This is a genomic window from Shewanella sp. cp20, assembly GCF_000832025.1.
In the GTDB taxonomy this organism is placed as follows: domain Bacteria; phylum Pseudomonadota; class Gammaproteobacteria; order Enterobacterales; family Shewanellaceae; genus Shewanella.
Genome location: NZ_JPII01000009.1, coordinates 278,020 through 302,505 on the forward strand (window position 1 = coordinate 278,020; position 24,486 = coordinate 302,505).

The 24,486-nt window shown below is 51.9% G+C and carries 21 protein-coding genes and 2 pseudogenes; 10 read left to right on the forward strand and 13 right to left on the reverse strand.

Going from position 1 to position 24,486, the window contains the following annotated elements; translation table 11 throughout:
- Window positions 1–18 precede the first annotated feature (18 nt).
- Together DB48_RS03580 and DB48_RS03585 are read right to left on the reverse strand one after the other, a co-directional pair.
- Entirely contained in the window at window positions 19–2,025 is a 2,007-nt protein-coding gene (locus tag DB48_RS03580; RefSeq protein WP_041508945.1) for an MtrB/PioB family decaheme-associated outer membrane protein, read from the reverse strand.
- A 16-nt stretch (window positions 2,026–2,041) separates the two neighbouring features.
- On the reverse strand, window positions 2,042–2,995 hold the full coding sequence (locus DB48_RS03585) for a DmsE family decaheme c-type cytochrome (protein ID WP_041508946.1): 954 nt from the start codon (window positions 2,993–2,995) through the stop codon (window positions 2,042–2,044).
- A 686-nt stretch (window positions 2,996–3,681) separates the two neighbouring features.
- Here DB48_RS03585 and DB48_RS03590 point away from each other — a divergent pair.
- Window positions 3,682–4,968: an acetyl-CoA hydrolase/transferase family protein gene (locus DB48_RS03590; RefSeq protein ID WP_041508947.1), complete on the forward strand. Its 1,287-nt coding sequence runs from the start codon at window positions 3,682–3,684 to the stop codon at window positions 4,966–4,968.
- Between the two features lie 210 nt (window positions 4,969–5,178).
- On the opposite strand, the gene DB48_RS03595 is transcribed toward DB48_RS03590, so the two are convergent.
- From DB48_RS03595 to DB48_RS03600, 3 genes are all read right to left on the reverse strand, one after another.
- Window positions 5,179–5,790 (reverse strand): paraquat-inducible protein A, encoded by a 612-nt coding sequence (locus DB48_RS03595; RefSeq protein WP_041508948.1) that lies wholly within the window; start codon window positions 5,788–5,790, stop codon window positions 5,179–5,181.
- A gap of 43 nt (window positions 5,791–5,833) precedes the next feature.
- A complete protein-coding gene (locus DB48_RS20485) occupies window positions 5,834–5,956 on the reverse strand; it encodes a hypothetical protein (RefSeq protein WP_268747949.1) in 123 nt (40 codons plus the stop codon).
- A gap of 131 nt (window positions 5,957–6,087) precedes the next feature.
- Entirely contained in the window at window positions 6,088–6,951 is an 864-nt protein-coding gene (locus DB48_RS03600) for a YicC/YloC family endoribonuclease (protein ID WP_041508949.1), read from the reverse strand.
- A 181-nt stretch (window positions 6,952–7,132) separates the two neighbouring features.
- On the opposite strand from DB48_RS03600, the gene rph reads away from it, so the two are divergent.
- Complete coding sequence (gene rph, locus DB48_RS03605; RefSeq protein ID WP_033539356.1) at window positions 7,133–7,846, forward strand: ribonuclease PH; 714 nt, start codon at window positions 7,133–7,135, stop codon at window positions 7,844–7,846.
- An 84-nt stretch (window positions 7,847–7,930) separates the two neighbouring features.
- Complete coding sequence (pyrE, locus tag DB48_RS03610; protein ID WP_041508950.1) at window positions 7,931–8,572, forward strand: orotate phosphoribosyltransferase; 642 nt, start codon at window positions 7,931–7,933, stop codon at window positions 8,570–8,572.
- 82 nt (window positions 8,573–8,654) lie between these two features.
- Here pyrE and folE read toward each other — a convergent pair whose 3' ends face one another.
- The 5 genes from folE to coaBC form a co-directional block, all read right to left on the reverse strand.
- Window positions 8,655–9,299 (reverse strand): GTP cyclohydrolase I FolE, encoded by a 645-nt coding sequence (gene folE / locus DB48_RS03615; RefSeq protein WP_041508989.1) that lies wholly within the window; start codon window positions 9,297–9,299, stop codon window positions 8,655–8,657.
- A gap of 225 nt (window positions 9,300–9,524) precedes the next feature.
- Window positions 9,525–11,489, reverse strand: coding sequence for an alpha/beta hydrolase family protein (locus tag DB48_RS03620; protein WP_041508951.1), 1,965 nt, complete (start codon window positions 11,487–11,489; stop codon window positions 9,525–9,527).
- A gap of 149 nt (window positions 11,490–11,638) precedes the next feature.
- Window positions 11,639–12,232, reverse strand: coding sequence for a nucleoid occlusion factor SlmA (slmA, locus tag DB48_RS03625; RefSeq protein ID WP_041508952.1), 594 nt, complete (start codon window positions 12,230–12,232; stop codon window positions 11,639–11,641).
- 115 nt (window positions 12,233–12,347) lie between these two features.
- A complete protein-coding gene (gene dut, locus DB48_RS03630; RefSeq protein WP_041508953.1) occupies window positions 12,348–12,806 on the reverse strand; it encodes a dUTP diphosphatase in 459 nt (152 codons plus the stop codon).
- Window positions 12,803–13,999 (reverse strand): bifunctional phosphopantothenoylcysteine decarboxylase/phosphopantothenate--cysteine ligase CoaBC, encoded by a 1,197-nt coding sequence (gene coaBC, locus DB48_RS03635; RefSeq protein ID WP_041508990.1) that lies wholly within the window; start codon window positions 13,997–13,999, stop codon window positions 12,803–12,805. The genes dut and coaBC overlap by 4 nt, the downstream gene beginning before the upstream one ends.
- Before the next feature lie 135 nt (window positions 14,000–14,134).
- Here coaBC and radC point away from each other — a divergent pair, with 135 nt between their 5' ends.
- From radC to DB48_RS03660, 5 genes and pseudogenes are all read left to right on the forward strand, one after another.
- Window positions 14,135–14,812 carry a RadC family protein gene (gene radC / locus DB48_RS03640; RefSeq protein ID WP_041508954.1) on the forward strand — a complete coding sequence of 226 codons (678 nt, stop codon included), beginning with the start codon at window positions 14,135–14,137 and terminating at the stop codon, window positions 14,810–14,812.
- A 123-nt stretch (window positions 14,813–14,935) separates the two neighbouring features.
- A complete protein-coding gene (gene rpmB, locus DB48_RS03645; protein WP_011867275.1) occupies window positions 14,936–15,172 on the forward strand; it encodes a 50S ribosomal protein L28 in 237 nt (78 codons plus the stop codon).
- Window positions 15,173–15,178: 6 nt separating this feature from the next.
- Window positions 15,179–15,352: a 50S ribosomal protein L33 gene (rpmG, locus tag DB48_RS03650; RefSeq protein ID WP_041508955.1), complete on the forward strand. Its 174-nt coding sequence runs from the start codon at window positions 15,179–15,181 to the stop codon at window positions 15,350–15,352.
- Between the two features lie 310 nt (window positions 15,353–15,662).
- Window positions 15,663–16,981 (forward strand): annotated as a pseudogene (argA, locus tag DB48_RS03655) (amino-acid N-acetyltransferase).
- A gap of 639 nt (window positions 16,982–17,620) precedes the next feature.
- Window positions 17,621–18,205 (forward strand): hypothetical protein, encoded by a 585-nt coding sequence (locus tag DB48_RS03660; protein WP_041508956.1) that lies wholly within the window; start codon window positions 17,621–17,623, stop codon window positions 18,203–18,205.
- Here DB48_RS03660 and rarD read toward each other — a convergent pair.
- Both rarD and DB48_RS03670 read right to left on the reverse strand, forming a co-directional pair.
- Entirely contained in the window at window positions 18,176–19,063 is an 888-nt protein-coding gene (gene rarD / locus DB48_RS03665; protein ID WP_041508957.1) for an EamA family transporter RarD, read from the reverse strand. The genes DB48_RS03660 and rarD overlap by 30 nt on opposite strands.
- 155 nt (window positions 19,064–19,218) lie before the next feature.
- Window positions 19,219–19,683, reverse strand: coding sequence for a thioesterase family protein (locus DB48_RS03670; RefSeq protein ID WP_041508958.1), 465 nt, complete (start codon window positions 19,681–19,683; stop codon window positions 19,219–19,221).
- Between the two features lie 237 nt (window positions 19,684–19,920).
- Between DB48_RS03670 and recQ the strand changes: the two genes are divergently transcribed.
- Entirely contained in the window at window positions 19,921–21,753 is a 1,833-nt protein-coding gene (recQ, locus tag DB48_RS03675; RefSeq protein ID WP_041508959.1) for a DNA helicase RecQ, read from the forward strand.
- A gap of 24 nt (window positions 21,754–21,777) precedes the next feature.
- Here the strand turns inward: recQ and DB48_RS03680 are convergent, their stop codons facing one another.
- Complete coding sequence (locus DB48_RS03680) at window positions 21,778–23,463, reverse strand: tetratricopeptide repeat protein (RefSeq protein WP_052813642.1); 1,686 nt, start codon at window positions 23,461–23,463, stop codon at window positions 21,778–21,780.
- Between the two features lie 581 nt (window positions 23,464–24,044).
- On the opposite strand from DB48_RS03680, the pseudogene DB48_RS03685 reads away from it, so the two are divergent.
- Window positions 24,045–24,486: pseudogene (locus tag DB48_RS03685) on the forward strand (2-isopropylmalate synthase); the annotation flags it as partial.

Here is a 24,486-nt window from a genome sequence, read left to right on the forward strand (position 1 = left end):
TGATTAGCACTGGTTGCATTAACGCAGTTGGTAGCTAAACGACAACATCACTTGGTGCGCGTTATAGTTATGGTTCAGGTTGCCTAAGGTAGTCAGTCCCGGAACGGTATCGACATCAATTTGCGCGTAATCGGTGTCGTAGTAGCGCTCATACTGGTAAGCCAGCGACAGCGCCATCTCATCTGTTAATACGTAGTCGGCATGCAGCTTCAGGCTGTGGTTAAACGCGTAGTAATCTCCCTGAGGTATGCTGGTAGCATGAGTCACCATGGTGTTGCTATCTGAGTTTGCAAACAGGTAGTCTCCGCCTATGCTGAGCTTGTCTTGCAATAAGCCTGAATAGTTAAAGCCCATGCCCAGGTTGATGAACTCATCTTCGATATCGGCTTGCCAATCGGCAGTCGAGAAAGCCTGACTGCCGTTTTGTTTGCTGCTAATCCATTGTTGGCCGACGAAGGCATAGCCAGATAACGATGGGTTCATCTGCAGGCTCAGGTTGATGTCGTAGCCATAATCTTCCGATTCGGTAAGGCCGATCTGGGTGTTCTTGTAATCGTCGAAGGCATAACGGCCAGTTATGTTTAGATTTAGCCATGAGGCTGGATTGTGATTGAGCTGGGTTTCAAAAGCGGTGCGAGACCTATCGGCAAGGTAGTATTTGCGTAGTAACGGATTGGTCTGCGATGAAGTCAGCGCCTGGGTTTGATATTCGCTGCCGCCGCGATTGTCCAAGCTAGCTTTAAACCTAATCTTAAGGTTGTCTAAGGCGCGAACATTAAGCTTGGTCCAAAGGGTGTCATCATGGGTCTGTTCCCGCTCGCTGTGGCTGCGTTCCATCTCTTTGCGGTCATAGCCTGCTTGCAGGCGATAGTTACCATTGAAACGGTAAGCGGCGTTGAGTTTTAGGCCACGACGCTCGGTGTCTAAAGGAGCATTTTGTTTAAATGCGCCGGTTAGTCCGTTGACTTTATATTGTGGGAACTCCCATACCGAGCCTTTGTTATCCCGCTTGGCGTAGTCGATACTGGCGCCCACTCTGAGTTTGCTGCTCAATAGCGAGGTAACTGAAAGCTTGCCATCTAAGGTGGCGATTTCACCATCCCAGCGTTGCAACGGGTTGCCAGACATCTGAATTAAGTCATCATTCTGAGTCATTTTTCCCGTCGCCAGGCGAGCACTCACCACGGTTCGGCCCAGCAGATATTGGCCCGACAGATTAAGTTGCTGCGCCTCATTGTCAGGCGATGCTGCATAGACGTCATAAAGGTAGGGCAGGCTTAAGTTGTCGATAGCGTTGTTGTAGTGACTGACAAAGTAATTGAGGTTGGTTGTCCAGTTATTACCTGATAACGACAAGCCCGCGTTGAGGTTATCTGTGTCGGCATCGACAGGGAGACCGAAATTGACCGGCCGCGGCGTCACCATGCTGGCGCTTTGGTAACCTGTCTTATTTTCATGCTCATATTGAACATATGCCTGATAAAAGCCTCGCCCAAAGTTCAAGCCTAGGCCTGCTTGGTTTCGCTGCAAAGAGAGGGTTTGGGTCTGCGTGTATTCACTGGGGGTGAGCATGCCGTCTTGGTACCACAGCTGGCTACGAGCATTATCAGACTGGTAGTGAGTAAGCTGCTGAAAATCGGCGACTAACTCATATTGATCTGGCTTGCCTGCTTCAAGGTGGGCGAAACCATTATCCAGTCCCAGACGGTGTGCCTGAAACCGGGCTTTATAGCCTGTTGCATTTTGATAGTTGAGGTCGGCATCAATACTGGCATTGGCACCGTCTTTATCGGTTGAAAATGCATTGCCAGCGTGAATATCGTCACTGTCGATATAGGCAGCATTGACCCTAACAGTACCTGTGTAACCGTCGACTTGAGGGCAACGCTTACACTGAAACATCTGTTGGTTGACCAGGCTGGTGTTGGCCTTGTTTACCCCAAAGTCAGCGGCAAATGCTGAGCCTGTCATACTGCCTGACATGGCCAGCAGTGATATGGTGATAAGGTTTAATTTACAGTTCATGTGAGTGACCCCCTAATTAGCGCTGCAGTTTGCTGCCGGCGGGATGATTGGAACCATGGATTTGGCTGTGGCAATTAAGACAGCTTTTGCCACCGCCAAAGGCATCGCTGCCACCTTGTTGAACGGCACGACTGGCATGGCCATCGTCCATGTGGCATTGCTGACACAGTTGAGGTGGTCTTTGGGTCAACATGGCTTCATTTACGCTGCCATGGGGGTTATGGCAGTTTCCGCAGTTTTCGGTAACGGGGGCGTGCTCCCACAGTACAGGTCCACGTTTTTCTGCGTGACAGCTATAGCAGGTGTCGTTCACTGTGGTGTGCTTTAGTGCGCTGTCATTCAGAGTGCCATGTGGGTTATGGCAATCGATGCAGGTCATCTGATCCCATTTTAGTGGATGTGATGAGCGCTTGTGCATGTCTGCACCTTGCTGTGAGTGGCAGCTTGCACAGCTGTCATTGACGCTCATGCGATCCTGCATAGGATCTTTGGCAGTGTGAATTTGATGGCAGTTGCTGCAGGTTATCTCGTCGAGATTATGGCTGCTGTTGTGCCACGCCAATTTTTTAGTGTCGTTATGGCAACCCAGGCAGACGCTGTTTTGGCTTTGAGCCGATAGTTTGCTCTGCTTGCCAAAGGCGATCATAGGTTCTTTACCGCCTTGGTTATGCTTGCCTAGCGGGCCATGACAAGCCTCGCATTGTAGGCCAGCCATTGGCGATTGAGAGGTGTTGGGGTTAGCGTGTGTGCCGGTGAAGAATGCCATGACTTTGTCATTTTTTTTATGGCACATCAGGCAGGTGTCAGCACCTTTCTTGGAATAGCTACCCTGTGCAAATTTCTCTGTCAGCTGCTGTTCCAATTGTTGTGCTGAGAGTTTGTTCCAGGGGCTTGCCTGAGTCGACAAGGGGAAGTGAGATAAACTTAATATCCCAACGATCAACCCAGCGATAATATATCTACTCATCATCTTGGCCTTAATGGTTAATTATTTATAATTGGTGTGGCGTTTGTTAAATATCTTTTAATTAAATTCTATGAGGGAATTAAAGCCCTTGGAAGTTATTACTAAAGAGGTATTTTTATAATTGTGATCATTATTTTAAAATGTGTCTTATCGTGACGTGATGCTTTTATGCATAAAAGCTTTTTTAACTTGTGTTAATTTAATTTTTTAATCAGCTTTGCGTTTGTATGTCTCTGATTGTTAACGGTTTATATTTCCGACCTGTCTGTGGTGAAACTTTGTTTCTTGTGTTTTCTTGTAATTGATAATCTGTTCTAAATATGTTTTTTGGTTAATTGTTATGTAAGTTTATTTTTGTTTATTCATATTGTTTCGATTTTTGTTTTTAATCTTTCTTAAGTTTTAATATTGATTCTTAATTTTTCATATCTTTTCATAATAATTTCATGGCTAAAAGTTAGTTGGTGTCTTGTTATTTTAAATTTTTGGTGTTTGTTTATTATTAATTGGTGAGCATGTGCACTTGATAGTTTATTGCGCCTCATCAAACATTGATGCTGAAAGGTGAAGGGGGTGATCGTGAGAGCTTGCTTGAGATCAATGAACCGCTAATTGACCTTGATAACCGCTGTCAAATCCTTAAGTTAGTTCGTACACTGCACTCAGTTTTCCGACTATAGGTGAGATAGATGCCACCCATTATCTGTAATACTGCGCGAGAAGCCGTTTCCCTGATCGAGAGCGGTGAAACCCTCTGGACCCACTCAATGGGCGCGACCCCCAAGTTGTTGCTCGATGCCTTGGCAGAGCATGCGCTGACCCGCCAAGATCTAACGCTACTACAGCTGCATACCGAGTGTGCCGAGTCCCTCAGCGATCCGCGCCTCAAAGGCCATCTGCGCCATCGCTGTTTCTTCGGTGGCCTGCCGACTCGTCTGCTGTTGCAGCAGGGGGATGCCGACTATGTGCCTATCTTCTTGTCCGAGGTGCCTAAGTTGTTCCGCTCGGGCGAGCAGCCCATAGATACCGCCATTGTTCAGGTGTCGCCGCCGGATAAGCACGGCATATGCTCGTTGGGGATCTCGGTAGAGGCCACGCTAGCGGCCTGTCAGGTGGCGGGTAAGATCATCGCCCATATCAACCCACAAATGCCGCGTACCCACGGTGATGGCTTCATCCATTACGACAAGTTTGCTGCCGTGTTCGAGCAGAGTACGCCGTTGCCGCAACATCCGCTGGCGGCCAGCGACGAGACCAGCCTGGCCATCGGCAGACATGTTGCCGAGCTGGTACGAGATGGCGATTGCCTGCAGATGGGGATTGGTGCCATACCCGATGCCGTGCTCTCCTGCCTCACGGACCATAAAGACCTTGGGGTGCATACCGAGCTGTTTTCCGATGGCGTACTGAATCTGGTTGAACAGGGGGTGATTAACAACAGCCGCAAGAAGGTGCATCCGGGTAAGTTGGTAACCGGGTTCGCCCTTGGCAGTCAGCGATTGTATGACTATGTCGACGACAATCCCTCTGTGGTCTTTATGGATATCGAGCAGGTCAATGACACCTCGATCATTCGCAAGAATCCTAATGTGATGGCGATTAACTCGGCCCTGCAGGTGGATATCTCGGGGCAGATCTGCGCCGACTCGCTCGGTACCCGCATCTATTCCGGGGTCGGTGGCCAGATGGACTTTATCCGCGGCGCCGGGCTTTCCGAAGGTGGCCGCTCGGTAATAGCCCTGCCCAGCACGGCGGCGGGCGGCAAGGTGTCGAGAATCGCCTCGGTACTATCTCCCGGAGCCGGTGTGGTCACCACCCGTGCCCATGTGCACTACATAGTCACAGAATATGGCGCCGCTAACCTGCGCGGCAAGTCGCTTAGAGAGCGAGCCCGGGCGCTTATTGATATCGCTCATCCCGACTTCAGGGAGCAGCTCTGTCAGGAGACCTTCGATATGTGGGGATTAAGGGTCTAGTCTGCACGGCTAACGATGAAAAAGCCCCGTCTTGCTCGATACCGCAGATGGGGCTTTTTTATCTCGATTGCTATCTCAACAACTATCTTAATTTCTATCTCAACTTAACTACTATCTCAACTTAACTTCTGTCTCAACACCTATTACAACACCTATCTTAATCAATCGGAGCCTGTATCGGGAGGGAAGCGGAAGCTGAGAAGTACAGCGTTAAGCGGCAGTCTGTTTAGGCCTCGTCATCAGCATATTGGAGGCGATGGCGAACAGGCAGTAACCGGTGAAAAACCAGAAACCGATCTCCAATTTGGCGTGCATCACTATCAGTTCACCCATCTGCCCTTTGGCATTACCGGCTAAGTAACTGACGATGATGGCGACCACAAACACATCGGCCATGCTCCATTTGCCTATGGCGTTGATAAGCCGTATCAGCGTGGCTGCCGTGTTGCCACGCGCGAAAACCAGCACGGCCTGCGCCAGCAGCTTGAGGGTCGGCACTATCACCGAGAAGGTGGCGATCAAGATGCCGACCAGCAGGTTACCGCTCTGCATCAGGTCTTCTACCGTCCCCAGGATACTGCGGTGTTTGCGATAGATCTCCACCTGGCCCTCAAGTTCGTTAAAGCCGAGGAAGGCCGATACGGATCCCAGCAGGCCGCGCACTTCGCTGTCTTCCGTCATCAGCTCTATGCTGGTCTGGGCAAACTTGGATTTTTCCGCCTGGCCGTCCAGGCTCAGCATAGGCAGGCTGAGTCCGGGGATCAGCAGGGCCAAGGCGATAACAATCACTAGTAACTGTGGCCATTTACTCCGTTGTGACATGAGGTCTCCAATTTTACGATGTTACTTATGGTTTGGCGTTTGGTTATAGGTCAGTCGGCATGAACGCCGGCTGAATGTCGCCCCCCATCGGGAAGGTATCTTTTACCACGCCAGGCGTCACCTTTGAAGCCTGCTTAATGCCAATGGCGCTGCATGAGACAGCCATGACACTCGTCGAGATTATTTATCCAGATGCCAGAAAGCAGCTTAGTTGAGCCGCTCGAGATATATCGCATATGAGTTTATTCAGATACAAAAAAGCCTCAGAGTTGAGGCTTTTTGCTAAGTGCGAGGTGATTACTCCACGTTCTGGATCTGCTCTCGCATCTGCTCGATAAGTACTTTCAATTCGACCGCGGCTGCGGTGACTTCTGAGCTGATGGACTTAGAGGCCAGGGTGTTGGACTCGCGGTTGAACTCCTGCATCATGAAGTCGAGTCGTCGGCCCTGGGCGCCGCCTTTCTTGAGGATGCGGCGGGTCTCGGCGACGTGGGCGTCGAGTCTGTCCATCTCTTCGGCGACGTCCATCTTTTGGGCCAGCAGTACCATCTCCTGCTCCAGACGGGCGGGATCCAGTTCGCCCTGAATCTCGGCTAAACGATTGGTGAGCTTGTCGCGCTGCCATTGCATCACGGTCGGCATGTGCTCGCGAACGATGGCTACTTGTTCCTCGATCGCCTGCAGGCGGGTTTCCAGCATTGCCTTGATCGCTTCCCCCTCACGGCCACGGGCCTCGATGAACTGATCGACTGCGCTGTCGAAGGCGGTGAGTAGCTCTTTGCCTATGGCATCCATGTCCTGCTCGCTGCCGGACATGACTCCAGGCCAGCGCAGCACGTCGACAATGTTGAGCTCGCCCTGACCAGCTTCCTGCTTGACCCAGTTGGCCGCCTGGATGATCTGGCTGGCGAGCGCCTGATTAAGTTGCAGCTCGCTGTTTTTATCTTCGCCAAGATCGTAGCGCAGGTTGACCTCAATCTTGCCGCGATTTAAACGTTTACGCAGACGGTCTCTGAGGACGGGCTCCAGGCTGCGCAGTTGCTCGGGAAGACGCAGATAGGTTTCCAGGTAACGCTGATTGACCGAGCGGATCTCCCAGGAGGCGCTGCCCCATTGTGCTTTATGCTCGATGCGGGCGTAGGCTGTCATGCTTTGGATCATGGGTAATTCCAATAGTTTAAATCGATTCAGTGACCTTGGATTATAGTCTGATGAGGTGTGGGATTAAAGCAAACTCTCCCCGCTTTACGCTTTGGGTCATGATTAACATGGCATCGAAGCGCGCAAGCCCCTATAATATGCAGCCAAATCTGCTTATCTCTATTTCAAACAGGAAATGCCAATGCGCCCAAGTGACAGAACCCCAGCTCAATCTCGTCCGGTAACCATTACGCGACAGTTCACAGCCCATGCAGAAGGTTCTGTATTAATCGAATTTGGCGAGACCAAGGTATTGTGTACCGCCAGCTTCACCGAAGGGGTGCCGCGTTTCCTTAAGGGCCAGGGCCAGGGTTGGGTAACCGCCGAATATGGCATGCTGCCACGTTCGACTCACAGCCGTATGGATCGTGAGGCTGCCCGTGGTAAGCAGTCTGGTCGTACCCAGGAGATCCAGCGTCTTATCGGTCGTGCCCTACGCGCCGCGGTAGATATGAAGGCCCTTGGCGAAAACACTATCGTGATCGATTGTGACGTTATTCAGGCCGATGGCGGTACTCGCACCGCGGCGATTACCGGCGCCTGTGTGGCGTTGGTGGATGCGCTGAACTGGGCGCGTGGAAAGGGCTTGATTAAGACCAACCCCCTTAAGTTTTTGATTGCCGCTGTTAGCGTGGGTATCTACAAGGGCGAGCCTATCTGCGATCTCGAGTATATCGAAGACAGCGCCGCCGAAACCGATATGAACGTGGTGATGACAGAGACAGGTAAGATCATCGAGATCCAGGGCACCGCCGAGGGCGAACCCTTTAGCCATGAAGAGCTGCTGAGTCTGCTGGATCTGGCCAAGCATGGCATTCGTGAGATCGTCGATGTGCAGAAGGCGGCATTAAGTTAATTATTATTTTGTTAATTAGGACCCTACGGGGTCCTTTTTTTAAATCGAATTGAGCGTACCCCTACATTTTAAAAAGGAGAGATTGTGAAAGCCTATCAACGTGAGTTTATTGAGTTTGCCCTTGAGCGTCAGGTATTACGTTTCGGCGAATTTACGTTAAAGTCAGGCCGCACTAGCCCTTACTTCTTTAATGCCGGCCTGTTTAATACCGGGCGCGATCTGGCGCGTCTGGGTCGCTTCTATGCGGCGGCGCTGGTGGATTCGGGTATCGAATATGATCTGCTGTTTGGCCCTGCCTACAAGGGGATCCCTATTGCGACGACCACAGCCGTGGCGCTGTGCGATCACCATGATATCGATATGCCTTACTGCTTTAACCGTAAGGAGAAGAAGGATCATGGTGAGGGCGGCAGCCTGGTGGGTAGCGAGCTTAAAGGCCGCGTGATGCTGGTGGACGATGTGATCACCGCTGGCACGGCGATTCGCGAATCGATGGAGATCATCGAGGCCCATAATGCCGAGCTGGCGGGCGTGTTGATCGCGCTAGACAGACAAGAGAAGGGCAAGGGTGAGCTGTCGGCGATTCAGGAAGTCGAGCGTGATTTTGGTTGTCGCATAGTTTCTATCATTAAGCTGGAAGATCTGATCAACTACCTGTCGGAAAAACCGGGCATGGAAGCGCAGTTGGCAGCGGTGAGCGCTTATCGCGACCAATACGGTATCTAATTGGTATCAATTGTTGAGAAACAAAAAAACGCTGCAGAGGCAGCGTTTTTTATTGCGACAAGTAAGTTACAAGCAATAGATATTAATTGCTGAGAAACTCGGCGCGGGTGGCTGGGTTAGACTTAAAGATACCGCCCAGAGCCGTGGTGGTCGTGGTGCTGGTAGAGTCCATTACGCCGCGAGACTTAACACAGTAGTGCACCGCATCCATCTTCACCGCCACATCTTTGGTCTCGAGCAGAGTCTGCAGTGCCACCAGAACCTGTTGGGTTAGTCGCTCCTGCACCTGGGGACGCTGGGCAAAGAAACGTACGATACGGTTGATCTTAGACAGGCCTATGATGTTTTTACGCGGCAGGTAGGCCACGGTAGCCACGCCGTCTATGGTCACCAGGTGGTGTTCACAGGTGCTGGTAAGGCTGATGTCGTTGACCTTGACCATCTCATCGAAGCCCATCTTGTTCTCGATGACGGTGATCTTAGGGAAGTTTTCATAGTCCAGGCCCGAGAAGATCTCATCGACATACATCTTGGCGATGCGCTTAGGCGTCTCCACCAGGCTATCGTCGCGTAGATCCAGTGACATCAAGGTTAAGATCTCGCGCATATGGTGCTCAATCTTCTCTTTGCGCGCCTCGCTGCTCAGTCCGCATGGAACCATAGGCGTTTCGAGACCACGCTCTAATAATGCGGTTTGCACCTGCTGTGCTGCTTCACTCAATGCCATCGTGTCCTCCACCATCAGATAGTGGTCTATTCAGTAAGGTTAATTTACTAATGTTTTTAACAAATTAACCTTTAAGATATTCATTATAGCCTGTCCGGCGCCACTAAACATAGGGCGGCGGGTCAGGGAGGATAACCTGAATTGCGGGTAATTTATACCCAGAATTACTAGGGGATTAATAAAAAAGCCGATTGAGACAATCGGCTTTTGGGATTTTTTAGGGGGTTACAGCTTCAGATTGTCTTTAAGGAAGCTCATCATCTGACGATAGTATTTCGCCCTATGCTCATCGTTGTAGAAGCCATGGCCTTCATCGTCCATGACCAGTTTCTGATAAGGGTAGTTGTGTTTCTTGAGCCCTTCTTCCAGCGCTTCGAGCTGTTCGATTGGCGCTCGCTCATCTTCACCGCCATGCACCAACAGCAAGTTTACTTTGAGTTTGTCGACGTTCTTGCTAGGTGACATCTGTGTCAGCATGGCGTCGTTCTCGCCCAGTACCTGTTTCAGATAACGCTCACCCGCGCGGCGCCCTTGTACATCCCCTTCGTTGAACATCAACTCGAGATCATAGACACCGGCGAAGCCGATAGCACATTTAAAGAGATCCGGTGCCAGAATAGGACTTTGTAGCGCAGAGTATCCACCAAAGCTGCCGCCGACAATACAGATTCGCTCTTTGTCCACTATGCCTTGTTCGATGACGTATTTGGTGGCATCGATAATATCGTACTGGATCTCCGTGCCCCATTTCTGGTGGCCAGCATGCTCAAATGCTGAGCCGTAACCGCCTGAACCGCGAAAGTTGACCTGCAGCACGGCCGCACCTTGACTGGCTATTAGCTGGTTTTGGTCGTCAAAGCCCCACCAATCTCTTGGACCATGTGGACCGCCGTGAGGGTTGACGACTAGCGGAAGGTTCTTGGCCTCTTTGCCGTAGGGCAATGTCAGGTAACCGTTGATCACTTTACCGTCTCTGGCAGTGAAACTGATTGGCTTCATCTCGGCCATCTTATCGGGATCTAGCCACTTCTTCTGTGATGCTAAATATTCGAGTTTTTTGCTCTTAGTATCGAAAATATAATAATCGCCAGGATTTCTGTCGTTGAAGGCCTTGATGACAAGTTTTCCCGTGTTATTGGTCTGGCTGACGAGATGAACTTGATGTCCTGGGAGTGCTGCAATCAATTGTTTAAGGGTCGCGGCTAGTTTTTCGCTTTTATCTACAAACTCATAGGTCGGGTAGCCATTTTCATATTCTACGGCGTAGAGCTGCTTGTTGACGCGGTTGATCCAAACATTGCTAGGATCGACCACCTTGTCCTGGCTAATAAGCTGCTTAGTACCACTATTGATATCGACTAAATAGATCCCCTTAGGTTGGCCGTTCTCGCTGCCGAGCACATAGACGCTATTGTCGTCGTTTCCAAAGGCGATAGGGCTAATGTCATTTAGGTTTAGATTTAGCTTTTCTGTGTCGACCCACTCTCCGTCTTTTCGATAGTACAGATGAGAGTTGATATAGTCTCGGGTGCCGCTAACAAAGCGGATATCACCGTCATGATCTGGTAGAAAGTTGGCATAGGAAATCGGCGCCGTAGCTACTTTTCTGCGAGCTCCCGAGTAGACGTCGATACGATAGACTTGCTGTAGGTTTTCCGCAGTATTGCTTCCACCAGAGCCCCAAGGCAGTGCCTTTACCAGCATATGTTGGTCATCTTCAGGCATAGGATCGAGAATATAGGCCGTGGCTTGTATCGGTGTATTCTTCTTGATGCGTGAGCCAGTTTGGCGGCCACCACCTTTGTAACCTATCAGGTAAACGGGTCTTGAGCCATCGGCGTTGACTGCCATGAGCTCACCATAGTAGACGGGGTGATCGCTCCAGCCTTTTAGATATTCCTTCGCGAGAACGATGCGATCTTTGTTAACCCATTCATAGGAACCGACTTGTGCATTATCTGGAAAGCGAACTATGTGAATAGCCTTTTTAGTTTTAGCATTGAGAATCATCAACATGTGCTTGCCATCATGGGAAGTGATGGCGCTGAGGTAATCCCCGTAAGGTGAAATTTTTACATTTGAAAATTCGGCTGAGCGACTATAGAGCTCTGCGGGATCTTTAGTTACGGCCGCGACTTGGCTACTTACTAGGCAGAGACAAGCTAAACTAAACGACTGAATTAGTTTCATATAACATCCTTGTAAATACATCTGTTATAGGTTTTTTATGGTTTTGTTGCGACGGGGAGGGTAAAACAATGGACTGGGTAGTGCAATACTTTTGGCTTAAAAAGCGTTGCGACCCGTTATCTACAGGTCGCTGTTTTTATTGATATTAGTTAACTCTGAAGTAGCTGTTGCTGAATAAACTGCCACTGCTCTGCGAAGTGTTCTGTGGGCTTGTTTTTGAAGTCGCTGCGAACGAACTGCGCGATGCGGCCTTCGGCTACCGCCAGTAGCAGGTTGGCTAGGATGGCCTCGTCTAAGTCAAAGCCTTTGCCTTCTCTAAGGGTCTTTTCTCTCAGGATCTGTTTCAGGTGAGTTTCTACCTTGGAGAAGATCTGCCCGGTACGGTTACGCAGTCGCTCATTTTCCCCTAGCAGCGCATCGCCGTTGAGCACGCGGGAGATCCCTGGGTTGCGCTCGGCAAACACCAGCAGGAGTTGCAATAGCAACTGGCAACGTCTCATGGTGTCTTTCTCTTCATCCATGATGAGGTTGATGCGCGACAGCAGTGATTCTTCGATAAAGTCGATTAGCCCCTCGAACATTCTCGCCTTGCTGGGGAAGTGGCGATACAGCGCCGCCTCAGACACGCCTACTTCGGCGGCAAGTTTTGCCGTAGTGATGCGCTGGCCTGGGCTGGTTTCCAGCATGGTGGCCAGACATTGAAGAATATGTTCGCGTCGGTTGATTTTAGGGCTTGCAGCCATCTAAGTGTCCTTTACTTAATTACTACAGGAGCCGATGGGCTGGTGTTGCCCATGGCTCTCTAATTGTTCTGTGTGGCGTGTCGAGATTGTGAGTGCCGGGTGCTCGCGTATCTGGCTATTGAGTACCTGAGTGGCCGAAGCCGCCATCGCCTCGATCTGAGGTGTCGAACTCATCGACCAGCTTAAATTCGGCCTGTACTACGGGCACAAACACTAGCTGGGCCAGGCGATCTCCTATCTCCAAGGTGAAGGGCTCGCTGCTGCGGTTCCAGCAAGAGACCATCAGGGGGCCCTGATAGTCCGAGTCGATCAGACCAACCAGATTACCTAGCACTATGCCATGTTTGTGGCCAAGGCCTGAGCGTGGCAGGATGACGGCGGCTAGGCTGGGGTCGGCGACATGCACGGCGATCCCTGTTGGGATTAGCTGGGTTTCGCCCGGCTGAATCACCATAGTGGTCTCTATCATGGCACGTAGATCCATGCCTGCGCTGCCAGGAGTGGCATAGGCGGGCAGGGGGAACTGTGAGCCGATGCGCGAATCGAGGATCTTGAGTTCTATGGGCGTCTTCATGCTGTCTTCATCTGCTGTGCGATCAGGGTGAGTAATTGCTTCGCTAAGGTATATTTATCGGTCGCTGGGAGTTCATATTGGCCGTTTGACCAGAATACCTTGAGGGCGTTGGCGTCGCTGTTAAAGCCCAATGCAGGATCCGATACATCGTTGGCGGCAATCATATCCAGTTTCTTGCGCGTTAACTTATCCTTGGCGTATCGCTCTACATCTTGGGTTTCGGCGGCAAAGCCCACGGTAAAGGGGCGTGTATCACAGGCCGCGACCGTGGCTAAGATATCAGGATTGCGTATGAGCGCAAGTGACATCTCTGTGGCAGATTTCTTGATTTTCTCGTCGGCAATATCCATGGTGCGATAGTCGCAAACCGCGGCGCAGCCGATAAATATATCGCTGTGATGCACCTGTTGCATCACGGCGTCGAGCATCTCTTGGGTCGAGCTGACATTGAGGCGATTAACATTCATCGGCGTCTCGAGATTGACCGGGCCTGAGACCAGGGTCACCTTGGCGCCCATCTCGGCGGCGGCTCTAGCCAAGGCAAAGCCCATCTTGCCTGAGCTGTGGTTAGAGATGTACCGCACGGGATCGATCGCCTCGCGGGTGGGGCCTGCCGTGAGCAGTAGTGACACACCCTGAAGTAGCTTGGGGGCAAAGAAGTGTTCGACGCGCTCGGCGATCACCAAGGGCTCCTCCATACGACCCGGACCAATCTCGCCACAGGCCTGGTTGCCCGATGCCGGTCCCCAGATGGTGAGGCCACGTTTTCTGAGGTTATCCAGGTTGTCCTGAGTCGCGGCGTTGCGATACATCTGCTGGTTCATCGCCGGGCACAGCACCACGGGGGCCTCTGTCGCCAGGCAGGTAGTGGTGATCAGCTCATCGGCCATGCCTGCATTGATGCGGGCGATCAGATTAGCGGTCGCCGGGGCGATCAAGACTAAGTCTGCCCAGCGGGCGAGTTCGATGTGGCCCATCGCCGCTTCGGCGGCCGGATCTAGTAGGTCGGTGGCAACCGGATGGCCCGACAAGGCTTGCAGGGTCATAGGGGTGATAAAGGCCTGAGCGCCCTGACTCATGACGACGCGAACATCCGCGCCACGCTCTTTCAGGCGGCGGACCAAATCGGCAGACTTATAGGCGGCAATGCCTCCGCCAATTCCCAGCAGTATCTTTTTATTGGTTAGACTCATGGTGATCATTAACAGTATTTCATTTTGCCCGCTAACCATATCACACTCGACTCTGGATTGAGGATACAAGTTTTTAAAAACTAGACCATACTCTAAAGCCTGAGTAGGAACTGAGTGCCGTGACAAGGAGTGTTTATGGCGATTAAAGATTGGCCCCAGGGAGAAGGACCGCGCGAAAAACTCTTGCGTAGTGGCGTCGACCAGCTCTCTGACGCCGAACTACTGGCCGTGTTGCTAAGAAACGGCCTCAAGGGGCAAAGTGCCGTATCGCTGGCCCGAGTGATGTTAAGTCATTTTGGTGGCCTCAGACCGCTCTTTAGCGCCTCCTTGAGCGAACTGTGTGATATTCAGGGAATTGGCCCGGTAAAGTATGCCCAATTGCAGGCGGCCATCGAGTTGAGCAAGCGAATCGCGAAAGAAAATCTACAAAGAGGAAAGATTTTGTCAGATCCTGATTTAACTCGGGACTATTTAATGAGACAATTAGCGGATCGTGCCTACGAAGTGTTTGCCATCTTATTGCTCGATAGTCAGCATAGGGTGATTCAGTTCGTCGAATTGTTCCGTGGCACCATAGATTCAGCCTCGGTTTATCCACGAGAAGTGGTAAGCCTAGTGCTTGAGAAAAAAGCCGCAGCTGTCATTGTGTGTCACAACCATCCTTCCGGGGTGGCTGAGCCCAGTCATGCTGATAGGCGAATTACTGAGCGATTGAAATACGCGTTGGCGACTATAGATGTTTCGCTGCTAGACCATATGGTTGTAGGCGATCGTGAGATAGTTTCGTTTGCAGAGAGGGGATGGATAGATTGAATATCCCTTGATCTTTGATTTTAGATCCTGTATAAAATGCGCCCTCTTTGTGTGCCTCGGGCGACGGCCATATTCGAGGTACATTAATGCTCGAGCGTTAAATTGTTTTTGGAGAAGATTGACATGTCAAGAGTATGCCAAGTTACTGGCAAGAAGCCGATGGTTGGTAACAACCGTTCGCACGCTAAGAACGCGACTCGTCGTCGTTTTTTACCTAACCTACAGAACCACCGTTTCTGGTTAGAAGACGAAAAGCGTTTCGTACAGCTACGTGTATCTACTAAAGGTATGCGTATTATCGATAAGAAAGGTATCGAAGTTGTTGTTGCAGAACTTCGTGCCCGCGGCGAGAAGGTGTAATAAACCATGGCTAAAGCTAAAGGTAACCGTGAGAAGATCAAGCTAGTTTCTAGCGCTAAAACAGGTCACTTCTACACGACTGAGAAAAACAAGCGTAACATGCCTGAAAAGATGGAGATCAAGAAGTTTGATCCTGTTATCCGTCAGCACGTTATCTACAAGGAATCAAAAATCAAGTAATACTTGGTTGATGTTTCTGAAAAGCCCCTCATTGCAGGGGCTTTTTTTTGCCTCTCGTTTAGCGGCGTGTCAGCCTGCTTACTGTTTTTTTGATTAGCCAACTAATCGCTCCCTCTCCCCATCGAGCTTAATACCTAAGCCACTGATCTTAAGCTGTTCTGCTATGCTTAATCAGACTGCTTTGCCATGATGAAAAAATATCGCATTAGATGACAACAAATGCTTTTAATGTGAATTTAAATGCAATAAAATCGTTTTGTTATTCGTCTGGCGGCGATATTTTTACATATTTATTGTTGAGGTTACGCGCGTGCGCACTACTGAGTTAGTCGAGGGGTTTCGTCATTCTGCTTCCTATGTGAATGCACACAGGGGGAAGACATTTGTGGTCATGTTGGGCGGTGAGGCGCTGGCGCAGAGTCAGTTTCGCTCCATAATCAACGATATCGCCCTGCTTCACAGTCTGGGGATCAAGATAGTCCTGGTGCATGGTGCCAGGCCACAGATCGATGAGGCGCTGGCGGCGCATAATCTCTCACCCGAATATTACAACGGGGTGCGCATCAGCGACGAAGAATCCTTCAAGGTGATCAAACAGGTGGTTGGCGGTCTGCAGCTGGATATTACCGCGCGTTTGTCGATGAGCCTGAGCAATACCCCAATGCAAGGGGCGCAGATCAACGTGGTGAGCGGTAACTTCGTGATAGCCCAACCCTTAGGGGTCGACAACGGCGTCGATTACTGCCTGAGCGGCAAGGTACGACGCATAGATGTGGCGGGCCTCAGACGTCAGCTGGATAATCACGGCATAGTGCTCTTAGGCCCGGTGGCGGCATCGGTGACGGGGGAGTGTTTTAACCTTACCGCCGAAGAGGTTGCGACTCAGATTGCGGTGAAGCTCAAGGCCGATAAGATGATAGGCTTCAGCGCCAAGGAGGGGATTCTCGACGGCAATGGCGAGGTGATTGCCGAGCTGATGCCGACCGATGCCCAGCGGATCCTCTCAGAGCTGACCGAGGAAGACAACTGGTGTGTAGGTACGCGGGCCTTCTTACAGGCCAGCATAGACGCCTGCCGTAATGGGGTGGCGCGCTGCCACTTTGTCAGTTATCTCGATGACGGTGCCCTGCTACAAGAGCTATTCTCCCGCGATGGTATCGGCACTCAGATAGTGACCGAGAGCGCCGAGCGGCTGCGCCGGGCTACCATTGCCGATATCGGTGGTGTGTTGGATCTTATTCGCCCGCTGGAGCAGGCCGGGGTCTTGGTGCGTCGCTCCCGTGAACAACTCGAGATGGAGATCGAACAGTTTATGCTGATCGAGCGTGACGGCCTGGTGATCGGCTGCGCGGCACTGTATCCCTTCGAGGAAGACAATGCCGGTGAGTTTGCCTGCCTGGTGGTGCATCCCGATTATCGCGATGCCGATCGTGGCAGCATCCTGCTGAAGAACATCATAGCCAGGCCAAGGTACGCGGTTATGCCCGCCTGTTTGCCCTGACGACCCGCAGCATTCACTGGTTCCTCGAGCATGGTTTTCAGATAGTCGAGGTCGATGCCCTGCCTGACAAGAAGAAACAGCTGTATAACTATCAGCGTAAATCTAAGATTCTCGCCTTAGATCTTTAAATCCGCCTGGATAGAGAGTGCAGGTAAAAGGCCACCTTCGCGGTGGTCTTTTTTATGCGCCAGCAACAGAGCCAGAGAAACCGAGCATTAGGTTAGGGTCTGTTGACCTTTCCTGTTTGTTTTTGCAGCATTTTGTAGGGGATTTATACAAGGCAGAGCCTGTGTAGTGTAGTTAATCTACATGAACGGGAGATAACGCCGTAGAAATGGCCTACAAAAGCTGCCCGAAGGGTTCATTTAAACGCGCCTTGCCCTGTGTTGCGTGCAATTTACATAGAATAACTATGCGACACAGCACGCGCCTTGAGCAAAACGTGTTTAGATTGAACAAAAATTAAACCTGAAAGATAAACAGACCCTAGTAGCATTAGATTCGGAGCATCAGTCTTATAGTGCCAGCCTCATGGCATTAGTCTCATGACACCATCCTCATGGTACCAGTCTTGTAACATGAATCGTTTAACGTCAAAAACAGGTTGACATAATATGTCGTTGAAACCAGACTCTATTTGTCGATTTTCGCTACGGTCTACAAACCACTCTGCTCTTCACGGCTAGGGTTTTCTCGGTTAGACCGAGATACTAAGCGGTAACCGTTAGCGCAAGTGTAAGCCTATCTTTTCTGGAGGATATATAGAGATGGATACTCAAGTCTTTCAACTCACCACCTTTAATTCGACGACGAGCGCTATGTTCTTGTCTATGCTGCTCGGTGTGGCCTTGGTGCTATTGCTGCTGAAGGCGAAGCCCCTACCTAAGGGGGCGAAATACGCGGCCTCTGGGATGATTATCGCCGTATTGGGATTGCTCTCCTGGGTGTTCTACAAGGCCCATGATGCCAGTATCCGTCTCACGCCGACGACTATGCTGGTCGATATCCCGCTTTATCGGGTCGAATTATCACGGCAGAGCTTACTGACGTCCGAGGCCAAAATCCTCAACCTAGATGAAGACGATGCACCCAAGTTTAGCTATCGCAGCAATGGTGTGGGAATGCCGGGCTATTCTCTGGGCTGGTTTAAGCTGGCCGAAGCCAGCGAAAGCATAGTTAGTGAACAGATAGCCAGCGAAAGCATAGCTAGTGAACATATAGCCAGCGCCCTACTGTCTGTCACCCACAGAGAGCGGGTGCTGGTATTGCCAACCACCGAGGGTTACCTGCTGATCTTGAGCCTAGAGCAGCCGGAGGCCTTGTTAGCCAGCCTGCTTACGCCGACTCTTTAAGGCTAAGTCCAGGGTAAAGATCACCAGCGCACTCCAGATAAAGGCGAAGGTGACTCCCTTCTCGAGATCGAAGGGTTCGTTAAACAGGCTGACGGCCAGGATAAACATGATGCTGGGGCCGATATATTGAAAAAAGCCCAGTATCGACAGCGGGATACGGGTTGCTGCGCCGGCAAAGCACAACAGCGGAACCGAGGTGACGATGCCGGCCGCTATCAGCAGCAGGTTCATCTGCCAGCTGTTTTCCAAGATGCTGGTGCCGTCAAGATTCGTCATCAGGTATAGTAGGGCCACCGGCACTAAGATGGCCGTCTCGACCAGCAGACCCGTCTTGGCGTCGACATTGACCTTCTTGCGCAGCAAACCATAGACGCCGAATGAGGCGGCGAGTCCCAGCGACACCACAGGAATCGAACCGAAAGAGATCAATTGGATCAGCACGCCGGCGCAGGCCAAAGAGACGGCGACCCATTGGAGCCTGCGCAAACGTTCCTGTAAGAACACCATGCCCAGCAGCACGTTGACCAAGGGATTGATGAAGTAGCCCAGGCTGGCATCGAGCATATGCTCGTTGTTGATTGCCCAGATAAACAGCAGCCAGTTACCGGCGATCAGAATCGAAGTGATCACCAACACGCCAAGTTGTTTGGGCTGTCGAAACAGGGCGCGCAGCTTGGCAAAGCCACCGATAAATTGCATCAAGATCAGCATGAAGATGAAGGACCAGATCACGCGATGCAGCAGGATCTCTGTCGCCGACACATGATTTAGCAGCTTAAAATAGAGGGGAGCGAAGCCCCACAGGCAGTAGGCGCAGATGGCGAGCGCTACCCCTTTACGATACTCAATATCGGCCATAGTTTAGGATTTAGAAAAAGAGCGGGAGAGGCATTGTAGGCGCCTAAACGGCATGACTCAAGCGGCGACCGCCAATCTTTTATGCCCCGGCACTGGTACGGTCCATTGCCAGGGCGTCTCGCGAACTTGACGGGATAAACAGGGCGTTGAGGCAGCTAGCCCACCATGTAGGTGCCCGTGCCGAAGGCGATATGAGAGCCCTTCTCGTTGTGCAGCTCCATGCGGCAGACGGAGACCCGATTACCGGCCCTTATCACTGTGCCCGTGCCGGTAAAGATCTCGCCGCGCCCCGGTCTGAGATAGTCGATACGCAAGTCTATGGTGCCTAAGGTTTGCAGGCGTTTCTGCAGATCTTCCAGTCGCCAATCTTCGCGGCTGGCCACCAGGCCGGAGAAGGCCGTCAGTCCGCCCACCACATCGAGTACAGTTGCCGTCACGCCGCCGTGAAGGATCTGCTGGTGGATATTACCTATGAGGTCTTGGTGCATCTTTACCTCGACCTCGACGCCCTGGAGATCGTAGCGCTTGATATCCATGCCTAGCAGGTTGTGAAAGGGGACCTTGGTATCGAAGATGTCGGCTACGCTAGCCAGGGTCTGCGCTTGTATGGGCGTCGTCATAGGGGCACTCCTTGTTTTGTCCTACGCCGCTTGCGGGGTACAAGAGGGTTAAATTTGGCACTCGTTAGCCCGATGGCTAGAGCATTTAATCTATCGCTAATGCACAGGGTGAGGCAAGCCTGCGGACAAAATTTCAGCAATCGATGGGGGCTAGGCGACAATTAATACCCGGATAGATGAGACAAGCCGAGCCGCCTTGATTAGAATAAGCGGCCAAATTGACGATTAATGAGCACCATGGACTTAGCCTTAACCTCTGCCGATGTGACCCAAAGCGACCCGCTCGCCGACTGCCTGCAGACGGTGTTTGGCTATCGCACCTTCAGGACGGGTCAGCGTGAGGTGATAGACACTGTCTGTGGTGGCTTGGACGCCCTGGTGATCATGCCAACCGGCGGGGGGAAGAGCCTGTGCTATCAACTACCGGCACTCGTCTTACCCGGGCTAACGCTGGTGGTGTCACCGCTTATCTCTCTGATGAAAGATCAGGTCGATAGCCTGAAACAGATGGGGGTTGCGGCGGCCTATCTCAACTCGTCGCAGTCGCGGGAAGAGGCGCTGACCATCTATCGTCAACTGCATAATGGCGAGCTCAAGCTGCTTTATGTCTCCCCGGAGCGCCTGCTGACCGACAGCTTTATCGAGCGGTTACGCAATCTACCGCTCTCCCTCTTTGCCATCGATGAGGCGCACTGTATCTCTCAGTGGGGCCATGACTTCAGGCCCGAATATGCGGCGCTTGGTCGGCTGAAGCAGCTGTTTCCTCAGGTGCCCATGATGGCGCTGACGGCCACAGCCGACAAGGCGACCCGAGTGGATATCTGTCAGCGGCTGGGGATCGCGCCTTTCGAACTGCTCACCAGTTTCGACCGGCCCAACATTCGTTATACCGTGGCGGAGAAGTTGAATGCCGCCAATCAGCTCAGGCAGTTTATTCAGGCGCAGAATGGCAACAGCGGTATCATCTACTGCAGCAGTAGGCGCCGGGTGGATGAGGTGGCCGAGCGTCTGCGCATGCAGGGGTATCAGGCCGATGCCTATCATGCGGGCAAGACCCAGGAGGAGCGCGCCGATATTCAGGAGCGTTTCCTTAAGGAGCAACTGGATATCGTGGTGGCAACCGTGGCCTTCGGCATGGGGATCAACAAGTCCAACGTGCGTTTCGTGGTGCATTACGATATTCCCAAGAGCGTCGAGGCCTATTATCAGGAGACAGGTCGCGCCGGCCGTGACGGCCTGGATGCCGAGGCCTTCATGCTGTTTGACCCCGCCGATATTGGGCGCGTACGTCATCTCATCGAGCAGCAGGAGCCGGGGCCACAGCAACAGGTGGAATACCATAAGCTCAATACCATGGCGGCCTTTGCCGAGGCGCAAACCTGTCGCCGTCAGGTGTTATTGCACTATTTCGATGAGAGTGCCTCCGAGCCATGTGGTAACTGTGATATCTGCCTGGATCCGCCGAAGCGTTATGATGGCGTCGAGGATGCCCAGAAGGTGCTCTCCTGCATTTTCCGTCTACAGCAGAAGTTTGGTGTGAATCATCTTATCGAGGTACTGCGCGGTTCCAAGGCGGCCTCTGTGGTCGACCGTGGCCACGACAAGTTGTCGACCTGGGGCATAGGCAAGGATAAGAGCCATGAGTTCTGGCTCAGTATCATTCGTCAGATCATCCACCTAGGCTTCGCCAGTCAGGATATTACCCGAGGTTCCGCCATTAAGCTCAATCCCCAGGCGCGGGCGGTGCTCAAGGGCGAGCAGCCGCTACAGCTCGCCGAGCCGCGTATCAGCATCACCACACACGTGAAGCGCCGCAGCACTAGCCGGGCGCCAATCAATTACGACAGGAAACTGTTTGCTCGCCTGAAGCAGCTGCGCCGCAGCCTAGCCGAAGAGCTGGATGTACCGCCTTATCTGGTGTTTAACGATGCCACCCTGGCCGAGATGGCGGGCATGCTGCCGACCAGCCCTGGTGAGATGCTGGCGGTCAACGGCGTGGGAGAGACCAAGCTTGAGCGTTTCGGCGGCGACTTCCTCGACGAGATCAACGATTACCTCACCCGTGGCTAAGTAAGCCGCTGCCTGGTTCGCGGATCAGTGTGCCTGCTGGCCGCTGTATTTACTCAACTGATCGACACTGGCCCGCTTAACCAGCGAGGAGAGGGTGTCGTGATGCTGCATCACCGCCATCCCCATGTTGACCCGGGTACCGTTTTGCAGTGGCGTGATGATCTCGCTTAGCTGACGAGCGATGAGCTGTGCCCCCGCCAGCGAGGTGAAGGGCAGCATGATCAGTATCTGATCGGCGCTGGTGCTGAGCAAGATATCCTGTTGACGTATCTTCTGCGACAAGCGGCTTAGCAGCCTGTCCACATCGGCTTTGGCCAGATGGCTGGGGTTGATCAGCAAGATGGTGATAGGAAAACCTATCTGCTTGGCACTGGTCAGCAGGGCTTCCATCTTCTCCTGGGTGCTCATGGGTTCATCTCTCTGGCTCACCGGCAGCGGCGCCTTAGGCATTCTGATACGGTTGAGGAGAATGAAGAGGGTCAGTAGCAGGAAGAGCACCAGGATACCGATTAATCCATAGCTGTCGCTAATGTTGGCGTCGAGCTTGATGGGTTTTGGTTGACTGGCCTGGGCAAGTTGCTGGTAACGTCCCAGCTGCGCCTTGATCTGGAGTAGGCGGGTGTCTTTGAGAAATTCGTAGCTGCGCTGAGCCATCTCGAAGCGTTTCAGCTGATACTGATAGGCTTCCTTGTACTGGCCGATGTCGGCAAAATAGCGGCTCAGACTACCATAGCAGTAGACGAGCTCGTCAAACTGATTAGTGCGCTCGCCGATGGCGATCGCCTTCTGCATCAGCTCGGTCCCCAGGGCCTGATTGCCATTTGCTAACTGAATATTGGCCAGCAGACGGTTGGCCCTCAGGGTGTCGTTGATCTTCTTCTGCTTGTCGAAGGTGTTGAGGGCGATATTGAGTAGCTGGATGGCGCTCTTGTCATTTCCTCTGAGAAACTCGATCTCCGCCAGCTGGGTGTAACTCTCTGCCAATTCGGTTGCCGTGGCTAATTCGGGCAGTAAGATCTTGGCCTCGAGCACCATGTCATCCCTGAACTTCACCTCTTGGTTGTAGTGGGCAATCTTGGCGAGGGTGAGCAGCACTGTCAGTCGTACCTTGCCCGTGGTCTGTTCGCTATCGAGTGCGACTCTGGCATTGTTGAACGCCTGGTTATAGAGCCCCTTGGTTCTCAGCAACTCGGCCATGGCCAGCTGCACATAGGGCCTTGGCGGGGTAAGCCATTGTGGCCTCTGCTTTTCGGTATCCGGGTAGATGTCTTGGGCCAGACGTAGATCTTCAAGTGCACTGCTCTGGCTCTCGATATGAGTATCTATCTTGCCGCGTAGCATCAGGCCGTTGACCAATGACTGTGGCTGCTGCTGTTCGCGCGAGAGATAGATGGCAGAATCCAGCAGGGTCAGCGCCTGTCTTAGATCGCCATAATCGATATAGGCCGCGGCCATACAGTTGAGAAAATAAGGGCTGAGCTGGTTGAGCTTAAGGGACTTGGCCTTGGCTTCGCTCATGCGGCCCAGGTTGATGGCGGCCTCATTCTCACCTAGCTGGACGAAGGCCTCACACTTGAGCAGCGCGAGCCTGAGACGATTTTCGTCAGACGTGTCTTCCTGATCCAGGCGTTGTTCCAGCGCCGAGATCTGTGTCAGTGTCTTGTTGGGATATTGGTAGACGGTTTGGGCCAACTCATCTAACTCTGTCATAGTGTCCCCATGAGCGGGGATCAGCCACAGGCTGAGACTTAACACTATGAGACGAAAATCCATTTTTAAAAGCTCCGGAACGAGTGTGCTATATCTGTTTCCATTGGCGGCATTATACTGATTTTTCATCAGCAATTGCATAAAAAATAGTACCCGCGGTTGGAATCAGAGGGAATGCTCGACAAATGACCTAGTATGCTGAATTTAATCACTTAGTCACTCTTGTGAGCAAATTAATGGTTAGATTTGCGCAGTTAATCAAGATTTTTATCTGGTCTAATGTGGCAAACATGAAAAATATGGGGTTGACTATTGCACAGACACACGTTAAATATTAATCAATCTTTCGAAGCGAAACGAATAATTAATTACTTTTATTGAATACAATGACGACTATTAACCGTGCACTCCTCAGCCTCCTCATTCTCATTCTCGCAGGTCCTGCGCGGAGAATGTAGTGTTGCACGCTTAATAACACACCCAGCATTCATAAACCCCGCGCCCAACAACGCGGGGTTTTTTTGTTTATGGATTCGACGAACACCCAAAATTAGAGCCTAGACGTACCATGGAGAAACCAGATGTCTAACCGAGTGATAATATTTGATACGACCTTACGAGATGGTGAGCAAGCATTAGCGGCGAGTTTAACGGTTAAGGAGAAGCTACAGATAGCACTGTCACTCGAGCGTCTGGGGGTGGATGTGATGGAGGTGGGGTTTCCCGTCTCATCGCCGGGAGATTTCGAATCGGTACAGACCATTGCCCGTAGCATCAAGAATAGCCGAGTCTGCGCCTTAGCCAGGGCATTGGAAAAAGATATCGACGCCGCGGCCCAGTCTCTGTCTGTGGCAGATCAGTTCCGTATCCATACCTTCATCTCTACCTCGACCATACATGTGGAGAGTAAGTTGAAGCGCTCCTTCGACCAGGTGTTGGATATGGCGGTCGGCGCGGTGAAATATGCCCGCCGTTTTACCGACGATGTGGAGTTTTCCTGTGAAGACGCAGGTCGTACTCCCA

Bases quoted from the DNA above. Each gene is read 5' to 3' on its own strand.
- slmA (WP_041508952.1), bottom strand. From the start codon at position 12,232: ATGGCTGCAAGCCCTAAAATCAACCGACGCGAACATATTCTTCAATGT.
- dut (WP_041508953.1), bottom strand. From the start codon at position 12,806: ATGAAGACGCCCATAGAACTCAAGATCCTCGATTCGCGCATCGGCTCA.
- DB48_RS20485 (WP_268747949.1), bottom strand. From the start codon at position 5,956: ATGGCTGTCTCATGCAGCGCCATTGGCATTAAGCAGGCTTCAAAGGTG.
- radC (WP_041508954.1), top strand. From the start codon at position 14,135: ATGGCGATTAAAGATTGGCCCCAGGGAGAAGGACCGCGCGAAAAACTC.
- coaBC (WP_041508990.1), bottom strand. From the start codon at position 13,999: ATGAGTCTAACCAATAAAAAGATACTGCTGGGAATTGGCGGAGGCATT.
- DB48_RS03660 (WP_041508956.1), top strand. From the start codon at position 17,621: ATGGATACTCAAGTCTTTCAACTCACCACCTTTAATTCGACGACGAGC.
- DB48_RS03585 (WP_041508946.1), bottom strand. From the start codon at position 2,995: ATGATGAGTAGATATATTATCGCTGGGTTGATCGTTGGGATATTAAGT.
- DB48_RS03580 (WP_041508945.1), bottom strand. From the start codon at position 2,025: ATGAACTGTAAATTAAACCTTATCACCATATCACTGCTGGCCATGTCA.
- DB48_RS03600 (WP_041508949.1), bottom strand. From the start codon at position 6,951: ATGATCCAAAGCATGACAGCCTACGCCCGCATCGAGCATAAAGCACAA.
- rarD (WP_041508957.1), bottom strand. From the start codon at position 19,063: ATGGCCGATATTGAGTATCGTAAAGGGGTAGCGCTCGCCATCTGCGCC.
- rpmG (WP_041508955.1), top strand. From the start codon at position 15,179: ATGGCTAAAGCTAAAGGTAACCGTGAGAAGATCAAGCTAGTTTCTAGC.
- DB48_RS03595 (WP_041508948.1), bottom strand. From the start codon at position 5,790: ATGTCACAACGGAGTAAATGGCCACAGTTACTAGTGATTGTTATCGCC.
- DB48_RS03620 (WP_041508951.1), bottom strand. From the start codon at position 11,489: ATGAAACTAATTCAGTCGTTTAGTTTAGCTTGTCTCTGCCTAGTAAGT.
- DB48_RS03680 (WP_052813642.1), bottom strand. From the start codon at position 23,463: ATGACAGAGTTAGATGAGTTGGCCCAAACCGTCTACCAATATCCCAAC.
- recQ (WP_041508959.1), top strand. From the start codon at position 19,921: ATGGACTTAGCCTTAACCTCTGCCGATGTGACCCAAAGCGACCCGCTC.
- folE (WP_041508989.1), bottom strand. From the start codon at position 9,299: ATGGCATTGAGTGAAGCAGCACAGCAGGTGCAAACCGCATTATTAGAG.
- DB48_RS03590 (WP_041508947.1), top strand. From the start codon at position 3,682: ATGCCACCCATTATCTGTAATACTGCGCGAGAAGCCGTTTCCCTGATC.
- rph (WP_033539356.1), top strand. From the start codon at position 7,133: ATGCGCCCAAGTGACAGAACCCCAGCTCAATCTCGTCCGGTAACCATT.
- DB48_RS03670 (WP_041508958.1), bottom strand. From the start codon at position 19,683: ATGACGACGCCCATACAAGCGCAGACCCTGGCTAGCGTAGCCGACATC.
- rpmB (WP_011867275.1), top strand. From the start codon at position 14,936: ATGTCAAGAGTATGCCAAGTTACTGGCAAGAAGCCGATGGTTGGTAAC.